The organism is Methylorubrum sp. POS3 (assembly GCF_043352485.1).
In the GTDB taxonomy this organism is placed as follows: domain Bacteria; phylum Pseudomonadota; class Alphaproteobacteria; order Rhizobiales; family Beijerinckiaceae; genus Methylobacterium; species Methylobacterium suomiense.
Map to the genome: position 1 here is coordinate 4,560,000 of NZ_JAPRBT010000001.1, position 17,353 is coordinate 4,577,352.

A 17,353-nucleotide genomic window follows, 5' to 3' on the forward strand; every position below is an offset into this window, starting at 1 on the left:
AATCGATGGTGAACCGCCGCGCCGCATCTGACACGGCACCCGTCACTGTTGCACAAAAAAGGGCCCGCCGGAGCGGGCCCTGATTAGAAGTTGCCGTGGGAGACCGCGTCAGCCCTGAGGCTGGGGGGACGGCTCCAATCCGCCATCACTGCCCCGAGGCCGCCCGCGACCCGTCGACGGCACCGGCGAACCGCGGGCGGGCGTCGGCGGCACGTCGCCGGAATCGCGCACGGGCGGCTCACCCTGGAGCAGCTTGCGAATCTCATCGCCGGACAAAGTCTCGTATTCGAGCAGTCCCTGGGCCAGCGCTTCGAGGTCATCGGCGCGATCGGCGAGGATGCGACGAGCCTCCTCGAGTCCAGCCTCGACCAGTCGGCGCACCTCGGCATCGATCTTCTGAGCCGTCGCTTCGGACACCGTCTGCTGACGGCCCATCGACATCCCCAGAAACACCTCGTCGTTGTTGTCGCCGTAGGCCACTGTTCCGAGTTCAGGCGAGAAGCCCCAGCGGGTGACCATCATCTTGGCAAGGCGGGTCGCCTGCTCGATGTCCGACTGAGCGCCGGAGGTCACCTTGTCCTTCCCGAAGGTCATTTCCTCGGCGATGCGACCGCCCATCATAATTGCGAGGCGGGAGGTCATCTGCTCGAACGACATCGACAGCTTGTCGCGCTCGGGCAGCTGCATGACCATTCCGAGGGCACGACCACGGGGAATGATGGTGGCCTTGTGCACCGGATCGGTCGCCGGAACGTTGAGGGCGACGATGGCGTGGCCGCTCTCGTGATAGGCGGTCAGCCGCTTCTCGTCCTCGGTCATGACCAGGGTGCGCCGTTCAGCACCCATCATCACCTTGTCCTTGGCGTCCTCGAATTCGTGCATCGTAACGATGCGCTTGCCACGACGCGCCGCGAGCAGGGCCGATTCGTTGACGAGGTTCATCAGGTCCGCGCCGGAGAAACCGGGGGTGCCGCGAGCGATGGTCTTGAGATCGACGTCGGGAGCCAGCGGAACCTTCCGGACGTGGACGCGCAGGATGCGCTCGCGGCCGGTGACGTCCGGGTTCGGCACCATGATCTGACGATCGAAGCGGCCGGGACGCAGCAGGGCAGGATCGAGAACGTCGGGCCGGTTGGTCGCGGCGATGATGATGACGCCTTCGTTGGCCTCGAAGCCGTCCATCTCGACGAGCAGCTGGTTGAGCGTCTGCTCGCGCTCGTCGTTGCCGCCGCCCAGGCCCGCGCCGCGATGACGACCGACCGCGTCGATTTCGTCGATGAAGATGATGCAGGGCGCGTTCTTCTTGGCCTGCTCGAACATGTCACGGACACGGCTCGCGCCGACGCCGACGAACATCTCGACGAAGTCCGAACCGGAGATCGTGAAGAACGGAACGTTGGCCTCACCCGCGACCGCGCGAGCGATCAGCGTCTTACCGGTGCCGGGCGGGCCGACCAGCAGAACGCCGCGGGGGATGCGTCCGCCGAGACGCTGGAATTTCTGGGGATCGCGCAGGAACTCGACGATCTCCTGCAGATCCTCCTTGGCCTCCTCGACGCCAGCGACGTCCTCGAAGGATACCCGTCCGTGAGCCTCGTTGAGGAGCTTCGCCTTCGACTTGCCGAAGCCCATGGCGCGGCCCGCTCCGGACTGCATCTGCCGGCTCAGGAAGATCCAGGCGCCGATGAAGACCAGGATCGGCAGCCAGCTCACCAGCAGTTGGATGAACCACGGGGTGTTGTCGGACGGCGGGCGGGCGGTGATCGACACGCCCTTGCTCTGAAGCTTCGAGACGAGGCTCGGATCGTTCGGGATGTAGCTCGTGAAATTGCCGCCGCCCACATAGGTGCCGCTGACATCCTGACCGGCGATCACGACGGACTGGATCTTGCCGGAATCGGCATCATTCAGGAGTTGGCTGTAGGCGATCTCGCTGCCGCCGCCGCGATGACCCGGGTTCTGGAACAGGGTCACAAGGGCAAGCACCAGCAGGAAGATGACGACCCACAGGGCGAAATTGCGGAAATTCGGGTTCATCTCTCGGTCCTGAGAGGCGTGCGGGCGACTTCCCGCGGCTGCCGGGGCATGCTCCACGCGCTCGGAGCCAATGTAGGCGGCGCTCCTCCCCTTGCCAAGTAAATCGAAGCGCCCTGCGGCGAGGTCGCCCCACAGGATTATCGCCGCGGTTCACCGCATCCGACGCGGCGCGGCGGGCGTGAGGCGAATGCGTCCCGAGGAACCGACGCTGACAATCACGCCCCTCAGGGTCCGTCGGATCGTGTCGCCTCGGGCCAACGCGGGCAGAATCGCGTCGAGGACGAGGCTCTCCAGCCGCTCCAGCCGTCTCGGTACCCGCTCCCCCTCGAGCTGGGAGGCAACGGCTTCGAGAGCGGTATCGATGACACGGAGGACAAGCGCATCCGCTTCGCCGGCCAGGCGGCGGCCATCGACAACGACCCCCTCCCCCTCACTCTCGCGGGTCACTTCTTTGAACAGACCAGCGGCGGTCGCCGCGAGAGCCGCATCGTCGCGCGCGACGCGATGCGCAAGCCGCGCCAGCCTCGATGCCGTGAGCCCCTCCCCCTCCAGAGCCGGCATCAGCCGCCGTAGCCGGGCGCGGGCGAAGCGCTCATCCCCATTGGATGGATCGCTGACGAAGCTCAGCGAATGGGCCTTACAGTAAGAGACGAGGTCGGCCTTCTCGATCGAGAGAAACGGGCGAGAAAGCCGCAAGTTTGGCGTGAGCCGACGTTCCGCGCGCATCCCCGCGAGGCCTGCGGGCCCACTGCCGGCGATAAGACGCATCAGGACGGTCTCGGCTTGATCGTCGAGTGTATGGGCCGTGAGGAGGATCTCGGCGCCGACCCGCTCGGCATGCGCCGACAACAGGCGATAGCGTGCGGCCCGCGCTTCGGCCTGGATCTGCCCGTCGCGCCGGGGCGCTTCCCAGGTCAGCACGGCATGCCGCAACCCGAGCGCGGCGGCCCGTTCCCCGACCGATCTGGCTTCCGCCGTCGAGCCCGCGCGCAATCCATGATCGACGGTGGCGACGGACAGGCTTGCCGGCGATCCGTACCTGGCAGCCGCGTGCATGAGGGCCGTCGAATCCGGACCCCCAGATACGGCCAGCAGCAGGGGGGCCGTGGCTGCGTCGAGGATCGGTGTGAGCGCGCGGGCGATGCGCTCGTCGATCGAGGAGCCTGTTGCCGCTCGGCTCAAGCCGCGCAGCGGGCGCGCTTCAGCTCCCGCTCGACGCCCTGGCGCACCGTGGCGCCCGCGCTCGGAAATTTGCGCTCGACTTCCGCGAGGGTCGCGCAGGCCTGCGCCTTGGCACCGAGGGCATGGAGCGAGGCTCCGAGCTTCATCATTGCCTCAGGAGCGACCGGGGAATTGGCGTAGTCGGTCGAGACTTTCAGAAACTGCTCGGCGGCTTCGCGGGAGCGATTGCGCTGCAGGTAGCTCTCACCGAGCCAGTAGGTCGCCTTCGGCACCAAGCTATTGCGCGGATGCGACTGGATGAACTGGCGCAGGCTCATTTCGGCCTGCTCATATTGCCGTTCGCGGATGAGCGCGTAGGCAGTCTCGAAATCCGCCTGGGCGTCGCCACTGCCCGTGGCAGCGATACTGGCCGATCCCTGCGGCTCGGCCGTCGCGACCACAGCGCGGGGTTGGGGCGGCGCGATATCGACCGGACCTCCGAGGCCGGGGGGCGGCAGATCGGTGTCGCCGGGCTCGCCGGCATCGCCCTCGTCCACACCCGCGCGGCGCATCGGTGCCTCCGCCTCGGCGATGGCACCAGTGGGCAGCGGCAGCGAGGGCTGCGTGGTCCCGAATTGTTTCGGCGCACCGGGTGCATTCGGATTCTGCGCCGGGTCGAATGCATCGCCCCGCTTGGCCGGCTTACCCTCGCCCGGATTAACGCCGTAGGGTGCGCCCGAGGGGGCCGGCGAGGCCGCGGGAGGCGGCGCGGGCGCCCGACGCGGTGCGGCGGGGGCGCTTCCCTTCCCGTCCTGGAAGCGGAACTCGACATCCTCCTGGAACTTGCGCAGCTGCTCTTTCAGCTGACGATTTTCGTATTGCAACGTCTCGATCTGGCCCGACATCTGGCGGGAGACATTCTCCAGCCGATTCAGGCGGACGATCAGCTCGGACGCATCCTGCGCGCCCGCAGGTGCGCAGCAGGCGAGAGCGATCCCGACGGTAAGGAGAAGGCGGCGGAGCATAGCGGCTGGCACCGATCGTCCATTCGTTCGCGGCCGTTCCTCGCGTTAGCAGAAGGCCCGGCCGGCCGCAAAACCGGGATCTTCCGCGAGCGGGCCTCAGGAACCGGCGCCACCGTCGAGGACGGTCACGGCGCGACGGTTCTGCGACCAGCATGAGATGTCGTTGCACACCGCGACCGGGCGTTCCTTGCCGTAGGACACCATTCGCATCCGGTTCGCGGCGATGCCGCGGGAGGCGAGGTAATCCTGGACCGCCTGCCCGCGTCGGGCACCGAGGGAGAAGTTGTACTCGCGGGTGCCGCGCTCGTCGGCATGGCCCTCGATCAGGAAGGAGTAGCGCGGGTAGCGCTGCAACCAAGCAGCTTGCTTGTCCAGGGTCGCGGTGGCCGTCGGTGTCAGATCAGTCGAGTCGGACTCGAAGAACACCCGGTCGCCGATATTGACCACGAAATCCTGCGCGCTTCCGGGTCGTCCCGCACCGCCGCCCATACCACCAGCCGCACCGTTCGCGCCGAAACCCGATGCGTCGGCGAGATTCTGGTCCTTGGAGCAGGCGCCGAGGCTGATGGCAGCGCAGAGTGCAAGGGTGAGGGAAAGCCCACGGATACGCGCGGGTGTCGGCATCGTCGTTCTCCTCGGCACGTCGATGGCGCGCCGGTTATGTCCACTGGCGACCGATTTAGCCGCTGATGGTTAAGCGTCCTTGACGCTGAGGGCGTCCTAGCCTTCGCCTTGGCACGATCCGGTGCGGCGGCACACGCTCGCCATCGTCCAACTTTGCGGCGCGCCTAGGACGGGATCATGAGCGAACTGTCTTCACGGACAGGTGTTGCTCTGCAGCAACGCTCGACGACTCAGCTGGTCCGTAAGGCAGCAATCGCCGATCGCGCTCGCGCCGCATCATTCAGCGCGTCGCTCAGGGCCGCATCAACCTCCACCTGCCGCAAGCAAGCTTGTTCCAGGCGTGCACAGGAGTGAGACAGGGTCGAGAACGCGAGGGCGCCACTCGATGAGACCAAAATATGGGCGTCGCGCGCGAGCTGCTCACGATCATCGGACGGGGGCACAAGTCGGTTGACGATCTCTTGATCCAAGGCGCCCAGCAGTTCGAGCAGCCGCGGACGCCCAAAGAGGTCCTCCAGGTCGGCCATGGCATCGGCGTCGAACTCGGGGGTGGGCATTACGCTCTCCTGCCTAGCGTATCTGCGGCGTGACGGGGTCTCCTCAAGGGAACCTTAACCGAAAGCCGATGTGATGGTGGACGTGCGCCACCGGGACAAGGCCATGGTTTCACGTCCGACGGTCCTCATTGTCGAGGACAATTACCTTCTGCTCGAAATGCTCACGCAGTTGTGCGAGCAGGAAGGCATCGCCGTGCTCACGGCGTCGAGCGGCGAGGCGGCGCTGACGATGCTGCGCGATGGCCGGACCGCGATCGATTGGTTGTTCACGGATATCAACCTGCCCGGTCTCATCGACGGCTGGACGGTGGCCGCAGCCTATCGCGAGCGACACCCGCAGCGACCGGTCGTCTATGCTTCCACGTCACCGCCATCGGAGCGCCGTTCCGTGACGGGCAGCATCTATGTCCGGAAACCGTTCCAGATCCGCGAGATCCTCGGACTGGCTCGCATGATGGCGGGCACGGATCCCCAACACCAAACATTGCGCGCGGTGGGCTGAAGCGAGGCGCCCGAATTGCCATCGAGCGCTACCTAGCAAGCAGGCACCGAGCATTTGGCGCATTGGGCCGACAGACACATTGGCAGCCGTCGGTGATCGGATCGCCGCAGCCGAAGAAGATCCGCAAAGCCTCGTGAGTTTTACTCAATACGCATGCCCGTAGGCATGTGCGTAGCAGAACGGTCGCGATTGACCCAATCAACGTGCTTCGGACCGTCGGCCGTGCCAACGCAAAACGTCCTACGCATGTCGCTCACTTGAGGTGAGCGAAGTACACGTCACCGGCAGCCCGCTTCAGTTCGGCGCCTGCATCCCGTCCGATGGCCTCGGCATCGGTGACGGTGCCCTCCCGGTGAACGGCCCAATGCTGCGAGCCGTCCGGCAGAAACAGCAGTCCGTCGAGTCTGATCCGGTCACCGTCGAGTTGAGCGAGTGCCGCGATGGGGGTCCGGCAAGACCCGTCGAGTTCGGCAAGCAATCCGCGCTCGGCCTTGAGCGCCGTCGTGGTGGCGGCACAAGCGATCGGGGCGAGCAGAGCACGGATATCGTCGTCCCCCGCTCGGCACTCGATACCCAGGGCGCCCTGGGCCACTGCGGGCAGCATTTCCTCGACGGACAGGACGCAGCGGGCGACATTCTCCATGCCGAGGCGCTGGAGGCCGGCCAGCGCCAGTAACGTCGCATCGCACTCGCCGGCCTCCAGCTTGCGCATGCGCGTATTGGCGTTGCCGCGGAGCGGCACGATCCGCAGGTCCGGCCGGTGCATCAGAACCTGCGCGCCCCGTCGCAGCGACGAGGTGCCGACCCGAGAACCCGCAGGCAAATCGGCGAAGCCGGTGGCCGTGCCCGCGGTGAGAAAAGCGTCGCGGGGATCGTCACGCTCGAGGATGCAGGCGATGGCCAACCCGTCGGGCAGCCAGGTCTCGACATCCTTCATGGAATGGACCGCGACATCGATCGCGTCGGCGAACAGCGCCTGCTCCAGTTCCTTCGTGAACAGTCCCTTACCGCCGATCTCAGAGAGGGGCCGATCCAGGATACGGTCGGCTACGGTCGAGACGACGACGATCTCGGTCTCAAGCCCGGGATTGGCCGCGACGATCCGGTCACGGACCATGCCGGTTTGCGCCAGCGCCATGGGGCTGCCGCGGGTTCCGATTCGCAAAGGGCGCGCGCTCATGCCTCGCGCTGTAGCCGAGACTGCGCCCTCCGTCACGCGGCGCGCCCGGTCCAGCGGCTGGCCCGTTTCGATCGTCCCGGCAAAATTTTCGACGATGGGGTGGACAGCCCGCCCGAGCGTTGCTAATTGCCCGTCACCGCAGGGGATTGGTGGCTCCGCGGCACGGCCTCGAAGACGAGACCGAAGGGCGCATAGCTCAGTTGGTAGAGCAGCTGACTCTTAATCAGCGGGTCCTAGGTTCGAACCCTAGTGCGCCCACCAAATACATCGCAGATTATCTCCTACATTTTCATCGAGAGTGTCGACCGAGATCAGTCGGAATGCTCCGCCGCTTCGTACGAAGCAGCGACGTTGAGCGATGCGACGGAATGAGATTGAGAGTCCGGATCTACCGCCGCCGACTTATGCCGTAGCGTTGATGACCGAATGCGGTTGCGGCGCAATCTTTAATCGGCACGCTAAAAATTATCCGGCCGTTCGAGATCGCCGAAAGAAAGCACCCAGGCGGACTAACGCCCCCTGCTCAAAAGTATTACCTGAAATAGCCGGTATATTTTTGTCAACCCAAAATAATTCGATTAATATTGTTCATTTTCTCCGATTGAAGATGCGTTGATGGCTTGGTGTAAGATAGCATAAGCTCGCTCGCGCGCGTCAAAAGCTGTGCGGAGCAGCGTACCAGAGTCTCCGCGGACTTTCAGCGAGGCGATGGATTTGAAGTCGCTCGAATTGGGTCCGAGGGATTTCTGAGCTTCACACCGCCATGTCGCATCGGCGGCGGCAAACAGCAGCTTGGCACTGTGAAGGCATTGTCCGTACATTGAAATACCTCCTTTCAGAGTTTCATAAGTAATACATGCATCCGTATTTGACGTGTAGCCGATCGAGCTACCAGTCAGCCAGACAATGCTAAGATGGTGCGCAACATAGTTGTACAAAATGTAAATAACCACATCGTTCCTGAGCGTGGGCGATCACACATCGGTGTTCGATGCAGTCCATAGCCGACTACGATTCCATCATAGGTAGGACAACCGCTATCGCTTTCGCGCGAAGGCTTCAAACGTTGAGCGTTGTCTTGCCCCAGCGGATGCACGACGCACTTTGGTACAGCTATCGCCTACGCCGCCGTGTCGGCGGTCGCTGAATTGGAAGCCCTTCAGCGGCTTGGAGGATTATCCAAAAGACAACCGGAGAAGAAGAATCCGGGTTTTGGCCAAGCAATTTAATGGCCTGGAACGTATTTCAACTGTTTAAGGTCCTGGCGCCAACCGACCCCTTCGAGCGATCGTCAGGGCGCGTCGCATCCGATGCAAATGTCCCGAACGACGCGCTCGCGCTTCGGTCCGGTTGCCTGGTTCGGCAGTTGCCCGGTGGCTTTTGGGGCCGCCTCGTGAGCCGTTAGGGCCCAAGGCCGTTTCGGCGCAACATCTATCGATTGGGTTTGGGGAGCGGATTCGCGCGGTTGCGTCAGCATCATTCCCTGCGCTGCCGCATCGCTGGCGGTTGCGATGCCACCGAGCAATGCGCCCAGCATCACGTGTCGCAGCATCATGGATGCCTCCCCCGGAACAACCCTCGCGCCGAGACAACTTCCGGCCAAGCGAAACGGGTCCGGGGAGAACCTGCTCGTTTTCTGCCTCGACCGTGGAGGGCTGAATGGCTGCGACGCGTCGTCCCGATCGGGCGTGGAACACGGACGCCCCTCGCCGCTTCCCACCCCGCCGATTGGCGCAGGACAGCTTTGAGAGGATTTTCATGGCCAAGGACGTGACCACTTACGCGCTCAAGCAGGCGCTCGCTGCGCAGGTGGACGATCACATCGAAATCGCCGTCGAGGCGCAGGATGGGACGAAGTTCAAGATCCGCGCAACGTCCGACCAGCTCGATGCGCTGATGGGTGATCTGGAAACGATCCTGGATGGCGATTCCGCCGACGACGCTGTTTGATCCGGCTGATACAGGCGGCTGAGTACGATTTGGCCTTTTAGGAATTTTGGCCGCATCTCGAGGCGCTGACGCGTACCCGGGATGCCCAATCTGTGGCTTCGCGGCGACGTGGGTTGTTAGGCAAGATGAGTGCGCTCGCGATCGCCCTATAAGCTATCGGCGCGGCGACGGAACGTGCGGCAAGCCAGGCCCGGATCCGGTCCGATCAGAGATCCCTCATCGTCTCCGTTATTCTGCCGCCTGCCGGGTCGTTTCCCGGAAGGGATGAGCCGGATACGTGCCGACGATCCGAACCTCGCGGGAGAAGTAGCGCAATTCCTCGAGCGCGCGGCGCAGGCCGTCGTCCTCGGGATGTCCGTCGACCTCCGCGTAGAATTGGGTCGCGGTGAACTGGCCCTCGACCATGTAGCTCTCGAGCTTCGACATGTTGACGCCGTTGGTCGCGAACCCCCCGAGCGCCTTGTAGAGGGCAGCCGGAATGTTGCGCACCCGGAAGATGAAGCTCGTCACCGTGGGATCGCCGCCGGGCTCCGGCATTACGGGCTCCGGAGCGAACACCACGAAACGCGTCGTGTTGTGCGCTTCGTCCTCGACGTCGCGCTCCACGATATCAAGACCGTAGACCTCCGCCGCCAGAGCGGGGGCCAGCGCCGCGCGGCTCGGGTCGCGGGCTTCCGCCACCTCACGGGCCGCCCCCGCAGTGTCACCCGCCACCACCGCCTTCAGACCGAGGCGACGGATGATGCGGCGGCACTGGCCGAGGGCGTGGATGTGGCTGTGCACGCTCTTCAGCTCGTCGCTGGACGCGCCCGGCAGGACCATCAGCTGGAAGTGGATCGGCAGAAAATGTTCGGCCACGATGTGCAGCCGCGAAGTCGGGATCAGGTGGTGAATGTCAGCCACGCGCCCCGCGATCGAATTCTCGATCGGAATCATCGCCAACGCGGCATTCCCCTCGTTCACCGCCGCGAAGGCGTCTTCGAAGGTCGGGCAGGCGAGGTAGCGCCAACCTGGATAAGCCTGGGCGCAGATGATGTGCGAGTTGGCCCCGGGTTCGCCCTGATAGGCGATGGTGCGATCGGTCATGGCGGTCCGAGCTTCAGTTCAGGCGTCGAGCGGACAGCAGCGCCCGGGCGCGTTCGAGATCGGCGGGGGTGTCGACACCCAGGGGCAGGTCGGTGACGACCATGGCGTCGATGCGCATCCCTGCCTCGAGGGCGCGCAGCTGCTCCAGCTTCTCCCGTTGCTCGAGTTCGCCCTGCGGCAGGCTCACGAACCGTTGCAGCGCCTTCCGCCGATAGGCGTAGAGGCCGATATGGTGGAAGAGCGGGCCGTTTCCCCACGGGGCGCGGGCACGGGTGAAGGCGAGCGCCCTCAAGCGGTTCGGGGCGACATGGTGGCCGATGATCTTCACCACGTTGGGATCGTCCGCCTCCCCATCCCGCTCGATCAGGGCCGCGAGGGTCGCGATGTCGACCTGCGGATCGGCGAGCGGGGTCACCGCGGCGGCGATGATACCGGGATCGATCGTCGGAAGATCGCCCTGCACGTTGACGACCACATCGTGATTGCCGTCGGGATCGACGATCTCCAGCGCCTCGGCGAGACGGTCCGACCCGGATGGGTGGTCGGCCCGGGTCGTCACGGCCAGTCCGCCGCGGGACTCGATTGCCTCGACGACCTCGGGAGCGTCGGTGGCGACCACCACCGGCCCGACACCGGACTCGATCGCCCGACGCCAGACATGGACGATCATGGGCTCTCCGGCGATGTCGGCGAGCGGCTTGTTCGGAAGGCGTGTCGCGGCGAGGCGCGCCGGAATCAGGATCAGCGGATCGGACATGATGAACCGGATGAGGCTGTCCGGCCGGGTCTTCGGGCCCCCGCACCGGGCACCGGAGCCCGCCGGCTCTCGTCGGCAGCCTCTAACAGGGGCCGCGCGGCTTGTCATGACAGGGCGCCGACGCCGATCGCCCACCGAAATCCGTTTCAGAACGCCCTATGCGACAGCGCGCAGCGTACGCGGCCCATTGTCAAGATCGGCCCCGAACGGCTAATCACCCTCGAAGTCTTCCAAAGTCCGGCGTCTTGCCCGTCGGGCCCCCATCCGCCGGGCTCTCTTCCCGCGCGCCGGAGCTGTCGAGCATGGATTCCTTCGAGCTGAACAAGGTCGCCGGCGCGGTTCTCGGTGCCCTGTTGTTCGCGGTCGGGTCGGGTTTCGTTGCGGAGCTGATCTATCACCCGAAGCCGGCCGGCAATGCGGGCTACCCGCTGCCGGAGCCCGAGCCGAAGGCCGCTTCCGCATCGGCCGCCGCACCGAAGGCCGAGCCGATTGCCGTTCGCCTTGCCAGCGCCGATGCCGAGAAGGGCAAGGCCGGCACCAAGGCCTGCCAGGCCTGCCACAGCTTCGAGAAGGGCGGCCCGAACAAGGTCGGCCCGCATCTGTGGGACGTGGTGGAGCGACAGAAGGCGCATGAACCCGGCTTCGAGTATTCCGCCGCCCTGAAGGAGAAGGGCGGCACCTGGACCTACGACGATCTCGACCATTTCCTCGAGAATCCGAAGGGCTACGTGAAGGGCACGAAGATGGCCTTCGCCGGGATCGGCTCACCGGCCGAGCGGGCCAACGTCGTCGCGTACCTGCGCACGCTGTCCGACAGCCCGAAGCCCCTCCCGGCCGCCGAGAAGAAGGAAGAGGCCAAGCCGGCTGAGAAGGCTGCCGAGAACAAGAGCGACGCCAAGCCTGCCGAGACGAAGCCTGCCGAGACCAAGGCACCTGAAAGCGCCACCGGGGACAAGAGCAAGAAGCCCGAGACCAACGCGCCCCAGGGCAATCAGGGGGACGGCAAGGACACTGCCCGGACGGTGCCGGCGCCCGAGAAGCAGCCGCAGCAGAACGAGGTCGCCCCGTCGCAGCCGGACATCGCCAAGCCGTCGGGCGGCACCGACGCGCAGCAGCAGCCGACCGCGCCGGCGACGCCGCCCGCGACGGACAAGCCGGCCGAGGCGCCCAAGCCCTGATTTCATCGCACACGGACGTGACGGAAGGCCGGATCGAAAGGTCCGGCCTTTTTTGTCGCGCGATCACGGCCAACGACGGGACCGGGATGGATCCGCTCCGCATTGAGCTCCTGCCATGATGCCGGAGGCGGGACCGCACCCTGTGAATGGCCTAGTCAGAGGCCGAAGCCCGCATCGCACAACACGGAGAAATTCAAGCCTGCGCCTCCCCGTTTGAGCGCATGCCGGTGAGGCAAGGCCAATTCCCATTCGTCGCCGAACGCGCCTGCGCGGACGGGACCGCTTGGCGTGAACAGCCCGCCGTCCTAGAACAACGGCCAGAAATTCTCGTTATTCCTGAGAGACCGGGAGAGAGCGCCAACGTGACGGAACACGCCGTGATTGCTCGCCGAAGCTTCCTCGCCGGTGCGCTCGCCGTCCTCGGATTGCGATCCCCAGCCTCGGCTCAGGAGCCCGCAGAATCGGCGGCGCGGGCGTCGGCTCAGGACGCATCCGGCAAAGCGTCGGGAACTTGGCGCCACGCGCTGACCCTGCTCGGCGAACCGAAATACGGTCCGGACTTCGCCCATTTCGAATACGCCGACCCGAAGGCTCCGATCGGTGGACTGGTCCGCCTCGGATCCCAGGGCGGATTCGACAATCTCAACATGATCGTCAACGGATTGAAGGGGGATCTGGAAGGCGGGATCACCCAGATTTACGACACGCTCATGGAAGATTCGGGCGACGAGCCCTTCTCCTCCTACGGCCAATTGGCCGAAGCGGTGCGCATCGCCCCCGATGGCATGTCGGTCGCCTATCGTCTGCGCGCGGACGCTCGGTGGCACGACGGCAAACCTCTGACCGTCGAGGATGTGATCTGGTCCTTCGACACGCTCAAGGCCAACAGCCCCTTCTACGCCGCTTACTACCACAGCGTCGGCAAGGCCGAGGCCACGGGCGAACGTGAGGTCACGTTCCGGTTCACAGAGGCCGGCAACCGCGAACTGCCGCAGGTGCTGGGCCAGATGCAGGTTCTGCCGAAGCATTGGTGGACAGGGACGGATGCGAGCGGCAAAGCGCGCAATCCGACCGAGACGACATTGGAAATCCCGCTCGGCTCCGGCCCCTATCGCTTGGCCAAGATCGATGCCGGCCGCTACGCGATCTACGAGCGGGTCGCCGATTATTGGGGCAAGGATCTACCGGTCAATCGCGGGCGCAACAATTTCGGCACCGTCCGCTTCGAATATTTTCGTGATGGATCGGTTCTTCTGGAAGCGTTGAAAGGCGATCTCTACGACTTCCGCTCCGAGAATATCGCCCGGAACTGGGCCACGCAGTACGACGATTTCCCCGCCGTGAAGGATGGCCGCCTCGTCAAGGAAGAGTTTCCCGGCCGCGGCACCGGCATCATGCAAGCCTTCGTGTTCAACCTGCGCCGCGACAAGTTCAAGGATGAGCGCGTGCGGCGTGCCTTCAATCTCGCGATGAATTTCGAGGAGATGAACCGGCAGCTGTTCTACGGGCAGTACAGCCGCATCGATTCGTATTTCTACGGCTCCGAACTGGCGGCGTCCGGCCTGCCGGAGGGAATCGAGCGGGCCATCCTCGACAGCGTGAAGGACAAGCTGCTCCCGCGGGTCTTCACCGAGCCCTACCGGAACCCGGTCAACGACACGCCGGACGCCGTGCGGGCAAACCTGCGCCAAGCGGTCGGTCTCCTCAAGGAGGCGGGCTACGAATTGAAGGGCGGACAGATGGTCTCGAAGGCCACCGGCGAGCCCCTGACGGTCGAGTTTCTAGAATTCCAGAATGTCTTCGAGCGCGTCATTCTACCGTTCGCGGCGCAGCTGAAACTCATCGGCATTCAATCGAGCGTGCGCGTGATCGATCAGGCGCAGTACCAGAATCGGCTGCGCGCCTTCGACTTCGATATCACCACGTCGAACTGGCCGGAATCGCTCTCGCCGGGCAACGAACAGCGCGAGTATTGGGGGTCGGCCTCGGCCGACAAGCCGGGCTCACGCAACATCGCCGGGATCAAGGATGCGGGGATCGACGCGCTCATCGAGAAGCTGATCTTCGCCAGCGACCGCGAAACCCTCGTGGCGGCGACCCGCGCGCTCGACCGGGCGCTGCTGTCCCGCAATTACGTCGTGCCGCAATGGTCGTCGCCGGTGACGCGCACGATCCGCTGGAACCGTTTTGGCCGGCCGGCGGTCCTGCCGAAATACGGATCGTCCGGCTTCCCGACGACGTGGTGGTACGACGAGGCGCTGGCCGCCAAGACCGGAGCGCCGCGTTGAGCGGCGCCCTGAATCGCCGCGGCATCATCCTCGGTGCCGGGGTTCTGGCCACCTCGGCAGCCCTGCCCCGCTTCGCTCACGCCGCGCCGACCGGCCCTCGCCACGGATTGTCGAGCTTCGGTGAGCTGAAATACGGCTCCGATTTCACGAATTTCGACTACGTGAATCCGATGGCACCCCGCGGCGGGCGCTTCTCGACGCAGCTCGTCCAGACCTTCGGCAATCAGGCCTTCGACACCTTCGATACCCTCAATCCCTACGTCTTCCGCGGCAACGGCGCGGCGGGTTTGAACTTCACCTTCGACAGCCTGATGGTGCGCGCCCTGGACGAGCCGGACGCGCTTTACGGTTTGATCGCCCGCACCGTCGAGACGAGCGAAGATGGCCTGAGCCAGCGTTTCCGTCTCCGGCCGCAGGCTCACTTCCACGATGGTTCGAAGCTCACCGCCCGCGATGTCGCATTTTCTCTGAAGGTCCTGCGCGACAAGGGGCACCCGGCCATCGCGCAGGAGCTCCTCGATCTCGAAGACGCGACATCCGAAGCCGACGATGTCGTGCTCGTCCGTTACAAGCCGGGATATGCCCGCGACCTTCCCCAGACCGTGGCCGGCCTGCCGATCTTCTCGGAGACATGGTGGAAGGGCCGGGATTTCGAGGCCTCGACGCTCGAAGCGCCCCTCGGCTCCGGGCCCTACCGCGTTGGGCGGATGGATGTCGGTCGGTTCATCGAGTTGGAGCGCGTGCCGGATTACTGGGCCGCCGAGCTTGCCGTGAATGTCGGGCGAAACAATTTCGCCGCGCTCCGCTACGAGTATTTCCGCGATCGGCAAGCGGCATTCGAGGCGTTCAAGAGCGGGGCCTTCACCTACCGCGAGGAATTCACATCTTCGATCTGGGCGAACGGTTACGATTTTCCGGCTGCCCGCGAGGGTCGCGTCAAGCGGGTGACCCTCCCGAACAATGCGCCGGCCAGCATCCAGGGCTGGTGGTTCAATACCCGCCGCGACGTCTTCAAGGATCCGCGGGTGCGCGAAGCAATCGGACTCTGCTTCGACTTCGCTTGGACCAACCGCAACCAGATGTACGACACCTACGTGCGGACCGAATCGTTCTTCGAACGATCCGATCTCAAGGCGACGGGGAAGCCCGGGCCCGATGAGCTCGCTCTGCTCGAACCCCTGCGCGATGCCCATCCTCAGCATCTGCCGGCCGAGGTGTTCGGCGATGCCTGGGTACCACCCTCGACCGACGGATCGGGTCAGGACCGGGCTCTGCTCAGCCGCGCCAACGCGCTGCTCAAGGAAGCCGGCTGCACCCGCGACGGCAGCGTCTTCAAGCTGCCGAGCGGCGCACCGATCGCGTTCGAGTTCCTCGACAACGACCCGATCTGGGAGGCCCGGACCCAGCCCTTCATCCGCAATCTGGCACGTCTCGGGATTCGGGCCAGCCAGCGCATCGTCGATGCTTCGCAGTATCAGCTGCGGGTGCGCGATTTCGATTTCGATATCGTGGTTCGCAACGCCTCGCAGGGGGCGACGCCGGGCCCGGAACTGCGCACGAGCTTCGGATCGTCCGCCGCCGCGATACCGGGCACCAACAACATCGCCGGCATCAGCAGTCCGGTGGTGGACGCCCTGGTCGAGAAGGCCGTCACGGCGGCCTCCCGTGCCGAACTCGAAGCGGCCTGTCGCGCGCTGGACCGGGTGCTGCGCGCCGGCCGCTACTGGATTCCGATGTGGTACGCGCCGAGCTACCGGCTGGCGACCTGGGACGTGTTCGGCCATCCGGCGACCCCGCCGGCGTACGGTCTCGGCACGCCCGATCTCTGGTGGTACGACGCCCAGAAAGCTCGGCAGATCGGCCGGGATTGAGGTTCGACCCCGATGCTCGGCTACATCCTGCGGCGCCTCGCCCTCATGGTCCCGACGATTTTCGGAATCATGCTGATCACCTTCGCGATCATCCAGTTCGCCCCCGGCGGCCCCGTGGAGCGCGTGCTCGCGCAGCTTCAGGGCCAGCAGGAGGGTTCGCTCAACCGTGTCACCGGCGGACAGGGCGATCTCGGCGGCGTCAGCCGCAGCGGCTCGGAGAACGCCAAGTATCGCGGCGCGCAGGGTCTGGACCCGGCCTTCATCAAGAAGCTCGAGGCCCAGTTCGGCTTCGACAAGCCGGCACCGGAACGCTTCGCCAAGATGTTGTGGGACTACGCCCGGTTCGATTTCGGCCGAAGCTATTTCCGCGATGTGAGCGTGCTGCAGCTCATCAAGGAGAAGCTGCCGGTCTCAATCTCGCTGGGTTTGTGGATGACGTTGATCTCCTACGCGATCTCGATCCCGCTCGGCATTCGCAAGGCGGTCTCCGACGGCTCGCGCTTCGACGTCTGGACCTCCGCCGTCGTCATCATCGGATACGCGATCCCGAGCTTCCTGTTCGGCATCCTGCTGATCATCCTGTTCGCCGGCGGCTCGTTCGTGCAGATCTTTCCGATCCGCGGCCTGACCTCCGAGAACTTCGAGTCCCTCTCGCTGTGGGGGAAGGCGGTCGATTACGCGTGGCACTTGGCCCTGCCGCTCGCTGCCCTGGTGCTCGGCGCCTTCGCGACCTCGACCTTGCTGACGAAGAACTCGTTCCTCGACGAGATCCGCAAGCAATACGTTCTGACGGCGCGGATGAAGGGCCTGACTCAGCGCGGCGTACTCTACGGTCACGTCTTCCGGAACGCGATGCTGATCGTGATCGCGGGCTTCCCCGGCGCCTTCATCACCGCCTTCTTCACCGGCTCGCTCCTCATCGAAACAATCTTTTCCCTCGACGGGCTCGGGCTGCTGTCCTTCACCTCCATCGTCGGCCGCGATTACCCGGTGGTGTTCGCGACATTGTACATCTTCTCGCTGCTGGGCCTCGCGGTGAATCTGGTGTCTGATTTGATCTATACGTGGATCGATCCCCGGATCGATTTCTCCGCCAAGGCGGCGTGATCGCGCACAGTTTGCCGGCTGCGGACGGGA

General features: G+C 65.0%; 16 protein-coding genes and 1 tRNA gene. 7 read left to right on the forward strand and 10 right to left on the reverse strand.

What is annotated here, in order from left to right; translation table 11 throughout:
* Positions 1-108: 108 nt before the first annotated feature.
* From ftsH to OWC43_RS21200, 5 genes are all read right to left on the reverse strand, one after another.
* Positions 109-2,037, reverse strand: coding sequence for an ATP-dependent zinc metalloprotease FtsH (gene ftsH / locus OWC43_RS21180; RefSeq protein ID WP_137828143.1), 1,929 nt, complete (start codon positions 2,035-2,037; stop codon positions 109-111).
* Positions 2,038-2,187: 150 nt separating this feature from the next.
* Positions 2,188-3,219 (reverse strand): tRNA lysidine(34) synthetase TilS, encoded by a 1,032-nt coding sequence (tilS, locus tag OWC43_RS21185; protein WP_393958196.1) that lies wholly within the window; start codon positions 3,217-3,219, stop codon positions 2,188-2,190.
* Complete coding sequence (ybgF, locus tag OWC43_RS21190; protein ID WP_137828145.1) at positions 3,216-4,223, reverse strand: tol-pal system protein YbgF; 1,008 nt, start codon at positions 4,221-4,223, stop codon at positions 3,216-3,218. The genes tilS and ybgF overlap by 4 nt, the downstream gene beginning before the upstream one ends.
* Before the next feature lie 96 nt (positions 4,224-4,319).
* Positions 4,320-4,847, reverse strand: coding sequence for a peptidoglycan-associated lipoprotein Pal (pal, locus tag OWC43_RS21195; RefSeq protein ID WP_393958197.1), 528 nt, complete (start codon positions 4,845-4,847; stop codon positions 4,320-4,322).
* 230 nt (positions 4,848-5,077) lie between these two features.
* The gene (locus tag OWC43_RS21200) at positions 5,078-5,404 is read right to left on the reverse strand and encodes an Hpt domain-containing protein (RefSeq protein WP_393958199.1); all 327 of its coding nucleotides are present in this window, start codon (positions 5,402-5,404) and stop codon (positions 5,078-5,080) included.
* A gap of 103 nt (positions 5,405-5,507) precedes the next feature.
* Between OWC43_RS21200 and OWC43_RS21205 the strand changes: the two genes are divergently transcribed.
* Complete coding sequence (locus OWC43_RS21205) at positions 5,508-5,906, forward strand: response regulator (RefSeq protein WP_393958613.1); 399 nt, start codon at positions 5,508-5,510, stop codon at positions 5,904-5,906.
* 253 nt (positions 5,907-6,159) lie between these two features.
* Here the strand turns inward: OWC43_RS21205 and hemC are convergent, their stop codons facing one another.
* Positions 6,160-7,086 (reverse strand): hydroxymethylbilane synthase, encoded by a 927-nt coding sequence (gene hemC, locus OWC43_RS21210; protein ID WP_393958200.1) that lies wholly within the window; start codon positions 7,084-7,086, stop codon positions 6,160-6,162.
* A gap of 185 nt (positions 7,087-7,271) precedes the next feature.
* Between hemC and OWC43_RS21215 the strand changes: the two genes are divergently transcribed.
* A tRNA-Lys gene (locus OWC43_RS21215) sits at positions 7,272-7,347 on the forward strand.
* 317 nt (positions 7,348-7,664) lie between these two features.
* Here the strand turns inward: OWC43_RS21215 and OWC43_RS21220 are convergent.
* Both OWC43_RS21220 and OWC43_RS21225 read right to left on the reverse strand, forming a co-directional pair.
* On the reverse strand, positions 7,665-8,039 hold the full coding sequence (locus OWC43_RS21220) for a hypothetical protein (protein WP_393958201.1): 375 nt from the start codon (positions 8,037-8,039) through the stop codon (positions 7,665-7,667).
* A gap of 338 nt (positions 8,040-8,377) precedes the next feature.
* Positions 8,378-8,641, reverse strand: coding sequence for a hypothetical protein (locus tag OWC43_RS21225; protein WP_393958202.1), 264 nt, complete (start codon positions 8,639-8,641; stop codon positions 8,378-8,380).
* Positions 8,642-8,844: 203 nt separating this feature from the next.
* Here OWC43_RS21225 and OWC43_RS21230 point away from each other — a divergent pair, with 203 nt between their 5' ends.
* Positions 8,845-9,036, forward strand: coding sequence for a hypothetical protein (locus OWC43_RS21230; protein WP_137828151.1), 192 nt, complete (start codon positions 8,845-8,847; stop codon positions 9,034-9,036).
* A gap of 228 nt (positions 9,037-9,264) precedes the next feature.
* Here OWC43_RS21230 and OWC43_RS21235 read toward each other — a convergent pair whose 3' ends face one another.
* Positions 9,265-10,122, reverse strand: coding sequence for a prephenate dehydratase (locus OWC43_RS21235; RefSeq protein ID WP_393958203.1), 858 nt, complete (start codon positions 10,120-10,122; stop codon positions 9,265-9,267).
* A gap of 13 nt (positions 10,123-10,135) precedes the next feature.
* Positions 10,136-10,879 carry a 3-deoxy-manno-octulosonate cytidylyltransferase gene (locus tag OWC43_RS21240; protein ID WP_137828153.1) on the reverse strand — a complete coding sequence of 248 codons (744 nt, stop codon included), beginning with the start codon at positions 10,877-10,879 and terminating at the stop codon, positions 10,136-10,138.
* 302 nt (positions 10,880-11,181) lie between these two features.
* Between OWC43_RS21240 and OWC43_RS21245 the strand changes: the two genes are divergently transcribed.
* The 4 genes from OWC43_RS21245 (at position 11,182) to OWC43_RS21260 (ending at position 17,323) form a co-directional block, all read left to right on the forward strand.
* Positions 11,182-12,057 carry a cytochrome c family protein gene (locus OWC43_RS21245; RefSeq protein ID WP_137828154.1) on the forward strand — a complete coding sequence of 292 codons (876 nt, stop codon included), beginning with the start codon at positions 11,182-11,184 and terminating at the stop codon, positions 12,055-12,057.
* Between the two features lie 362 nt (positions 12,058-12,419).
* Positions 12,420-14,345, forward strand: coding sequence for an extracellular solute-binding protein (locus tag OWC43_RS21250; protein ID WP_393958204.1), 1,926 nt, complete (start codon positions 12,420-12,422; stop codon positions 14,343-14,345).
* Positions 14,342-16,216 (forward strand): extracellular solute-binding protein, encoded by a 1,875-nt coding sequence (locus tag OWC43_RS21255; protein WP_393958205.1) that lies wholly within the window; start codon positions 14,342-14,344, stop codon positions 16,214-16,216. Before OWC43_RS21250 ends, OWC43_RS21255 begins: the two co-directional genes overlap by 4 nt.
* 12 nt (positions 16,217-16,228) lie before the next feature.
* On the forward strand, positions 16,229-17,323 hold the full coding sequence (locus OWC43_RS21260) for a microcin C ABC transporter permease YejB (RefSeq protein ID WP_137828157.1): 1,095 nt from the start codon (positions 16,229-16,231) through the stop codon (positions 17,321-17,323).
* The last annotated feature ends 30 nt before the right edge of the window (positions 17,324-17,353 follow it).

Coding starts and splice junctions, on each gene's coding strand:
- ftsH (WP_137828143.1), bottom strand. CDS start 2,037: ATGAACCCGAATTTCCGCAATTTCGCCCTGTGGGTCGTCATCTTCCTG.
- ybgF (WP_137828145.1), bottom strand. CDS start 4,223: ATGCTCCGCCGCCTTCTCCTTACCGTCGGGATCGCTCTCGCCTGCTGC.
- pal (WP_393958197.1), bottom strand. CDS start 4,847: ATGCCGACACCCGCGCGTATCCGTGGGCTTTCCCTCACCCTTGCACTC.
- OWC43_RS21200 (WP_393958199.1), bottom strand. CDS start 5,404: ATGCCCACCCCCGAGTTCGACGCCGATGCCATGGCCGACCTGGAGGAC.
- OWC43_RS21205 (WP_393958613.1), top strand. CDS start 5,508: ATGGTTTCACGTCCGACGGTCCTCATTGTCGAGGACAATTACCTTCTG.
- hemC (WP_393958200.1), bottom strand. CDS start 7,086: ATGAGCGCGCGCCCTTTGCGAATCGGAACCCGCGGCAGCCCCATGGCG.
- OWC43_RS21225 (WP_393958202.1), bottom strand. CDS start 8,641: ATGATGCTGCGACACGTGATGCTGGGCGCATTGCTCGGTGGCATCGCA.
- OWC43_RS21230 (WP_137828151.1), top strand. CDS start 8,845: ATGGCCAAGGACGTGACCACTTACGCGCTCAAGCAGGCGCTCGCTGCG.
- OWC43_RS21235 (WP_393958203.1), bottom strand. CDS start 10,122: ATGACCGATCGCACCATCGCCTATCAGGGCGAACCCGGGGCCAACTCG.
- OWC43_RS21240 (WP_137828153.1), bottom strand. CDS start 10,879: ATGTCCGATCCGCTGATCCTGATTCCGGCGCGCCTCGCCGCGACACGC.
- OWC43_RS21245 (WP_137828154.1), top strand. CDS start 11,182: ATGGATTCCTTCGAGCTGAACAAGGTCGCCGGCGCGGTTCTCGGTGCC.
- OWC43_RS21260 (WP_137828157.1), top strand. CDS start 16,229: ATGCTCGGCTACATCCTGCGGCGCCTCGCCCTCATGGTCCCGACGATT.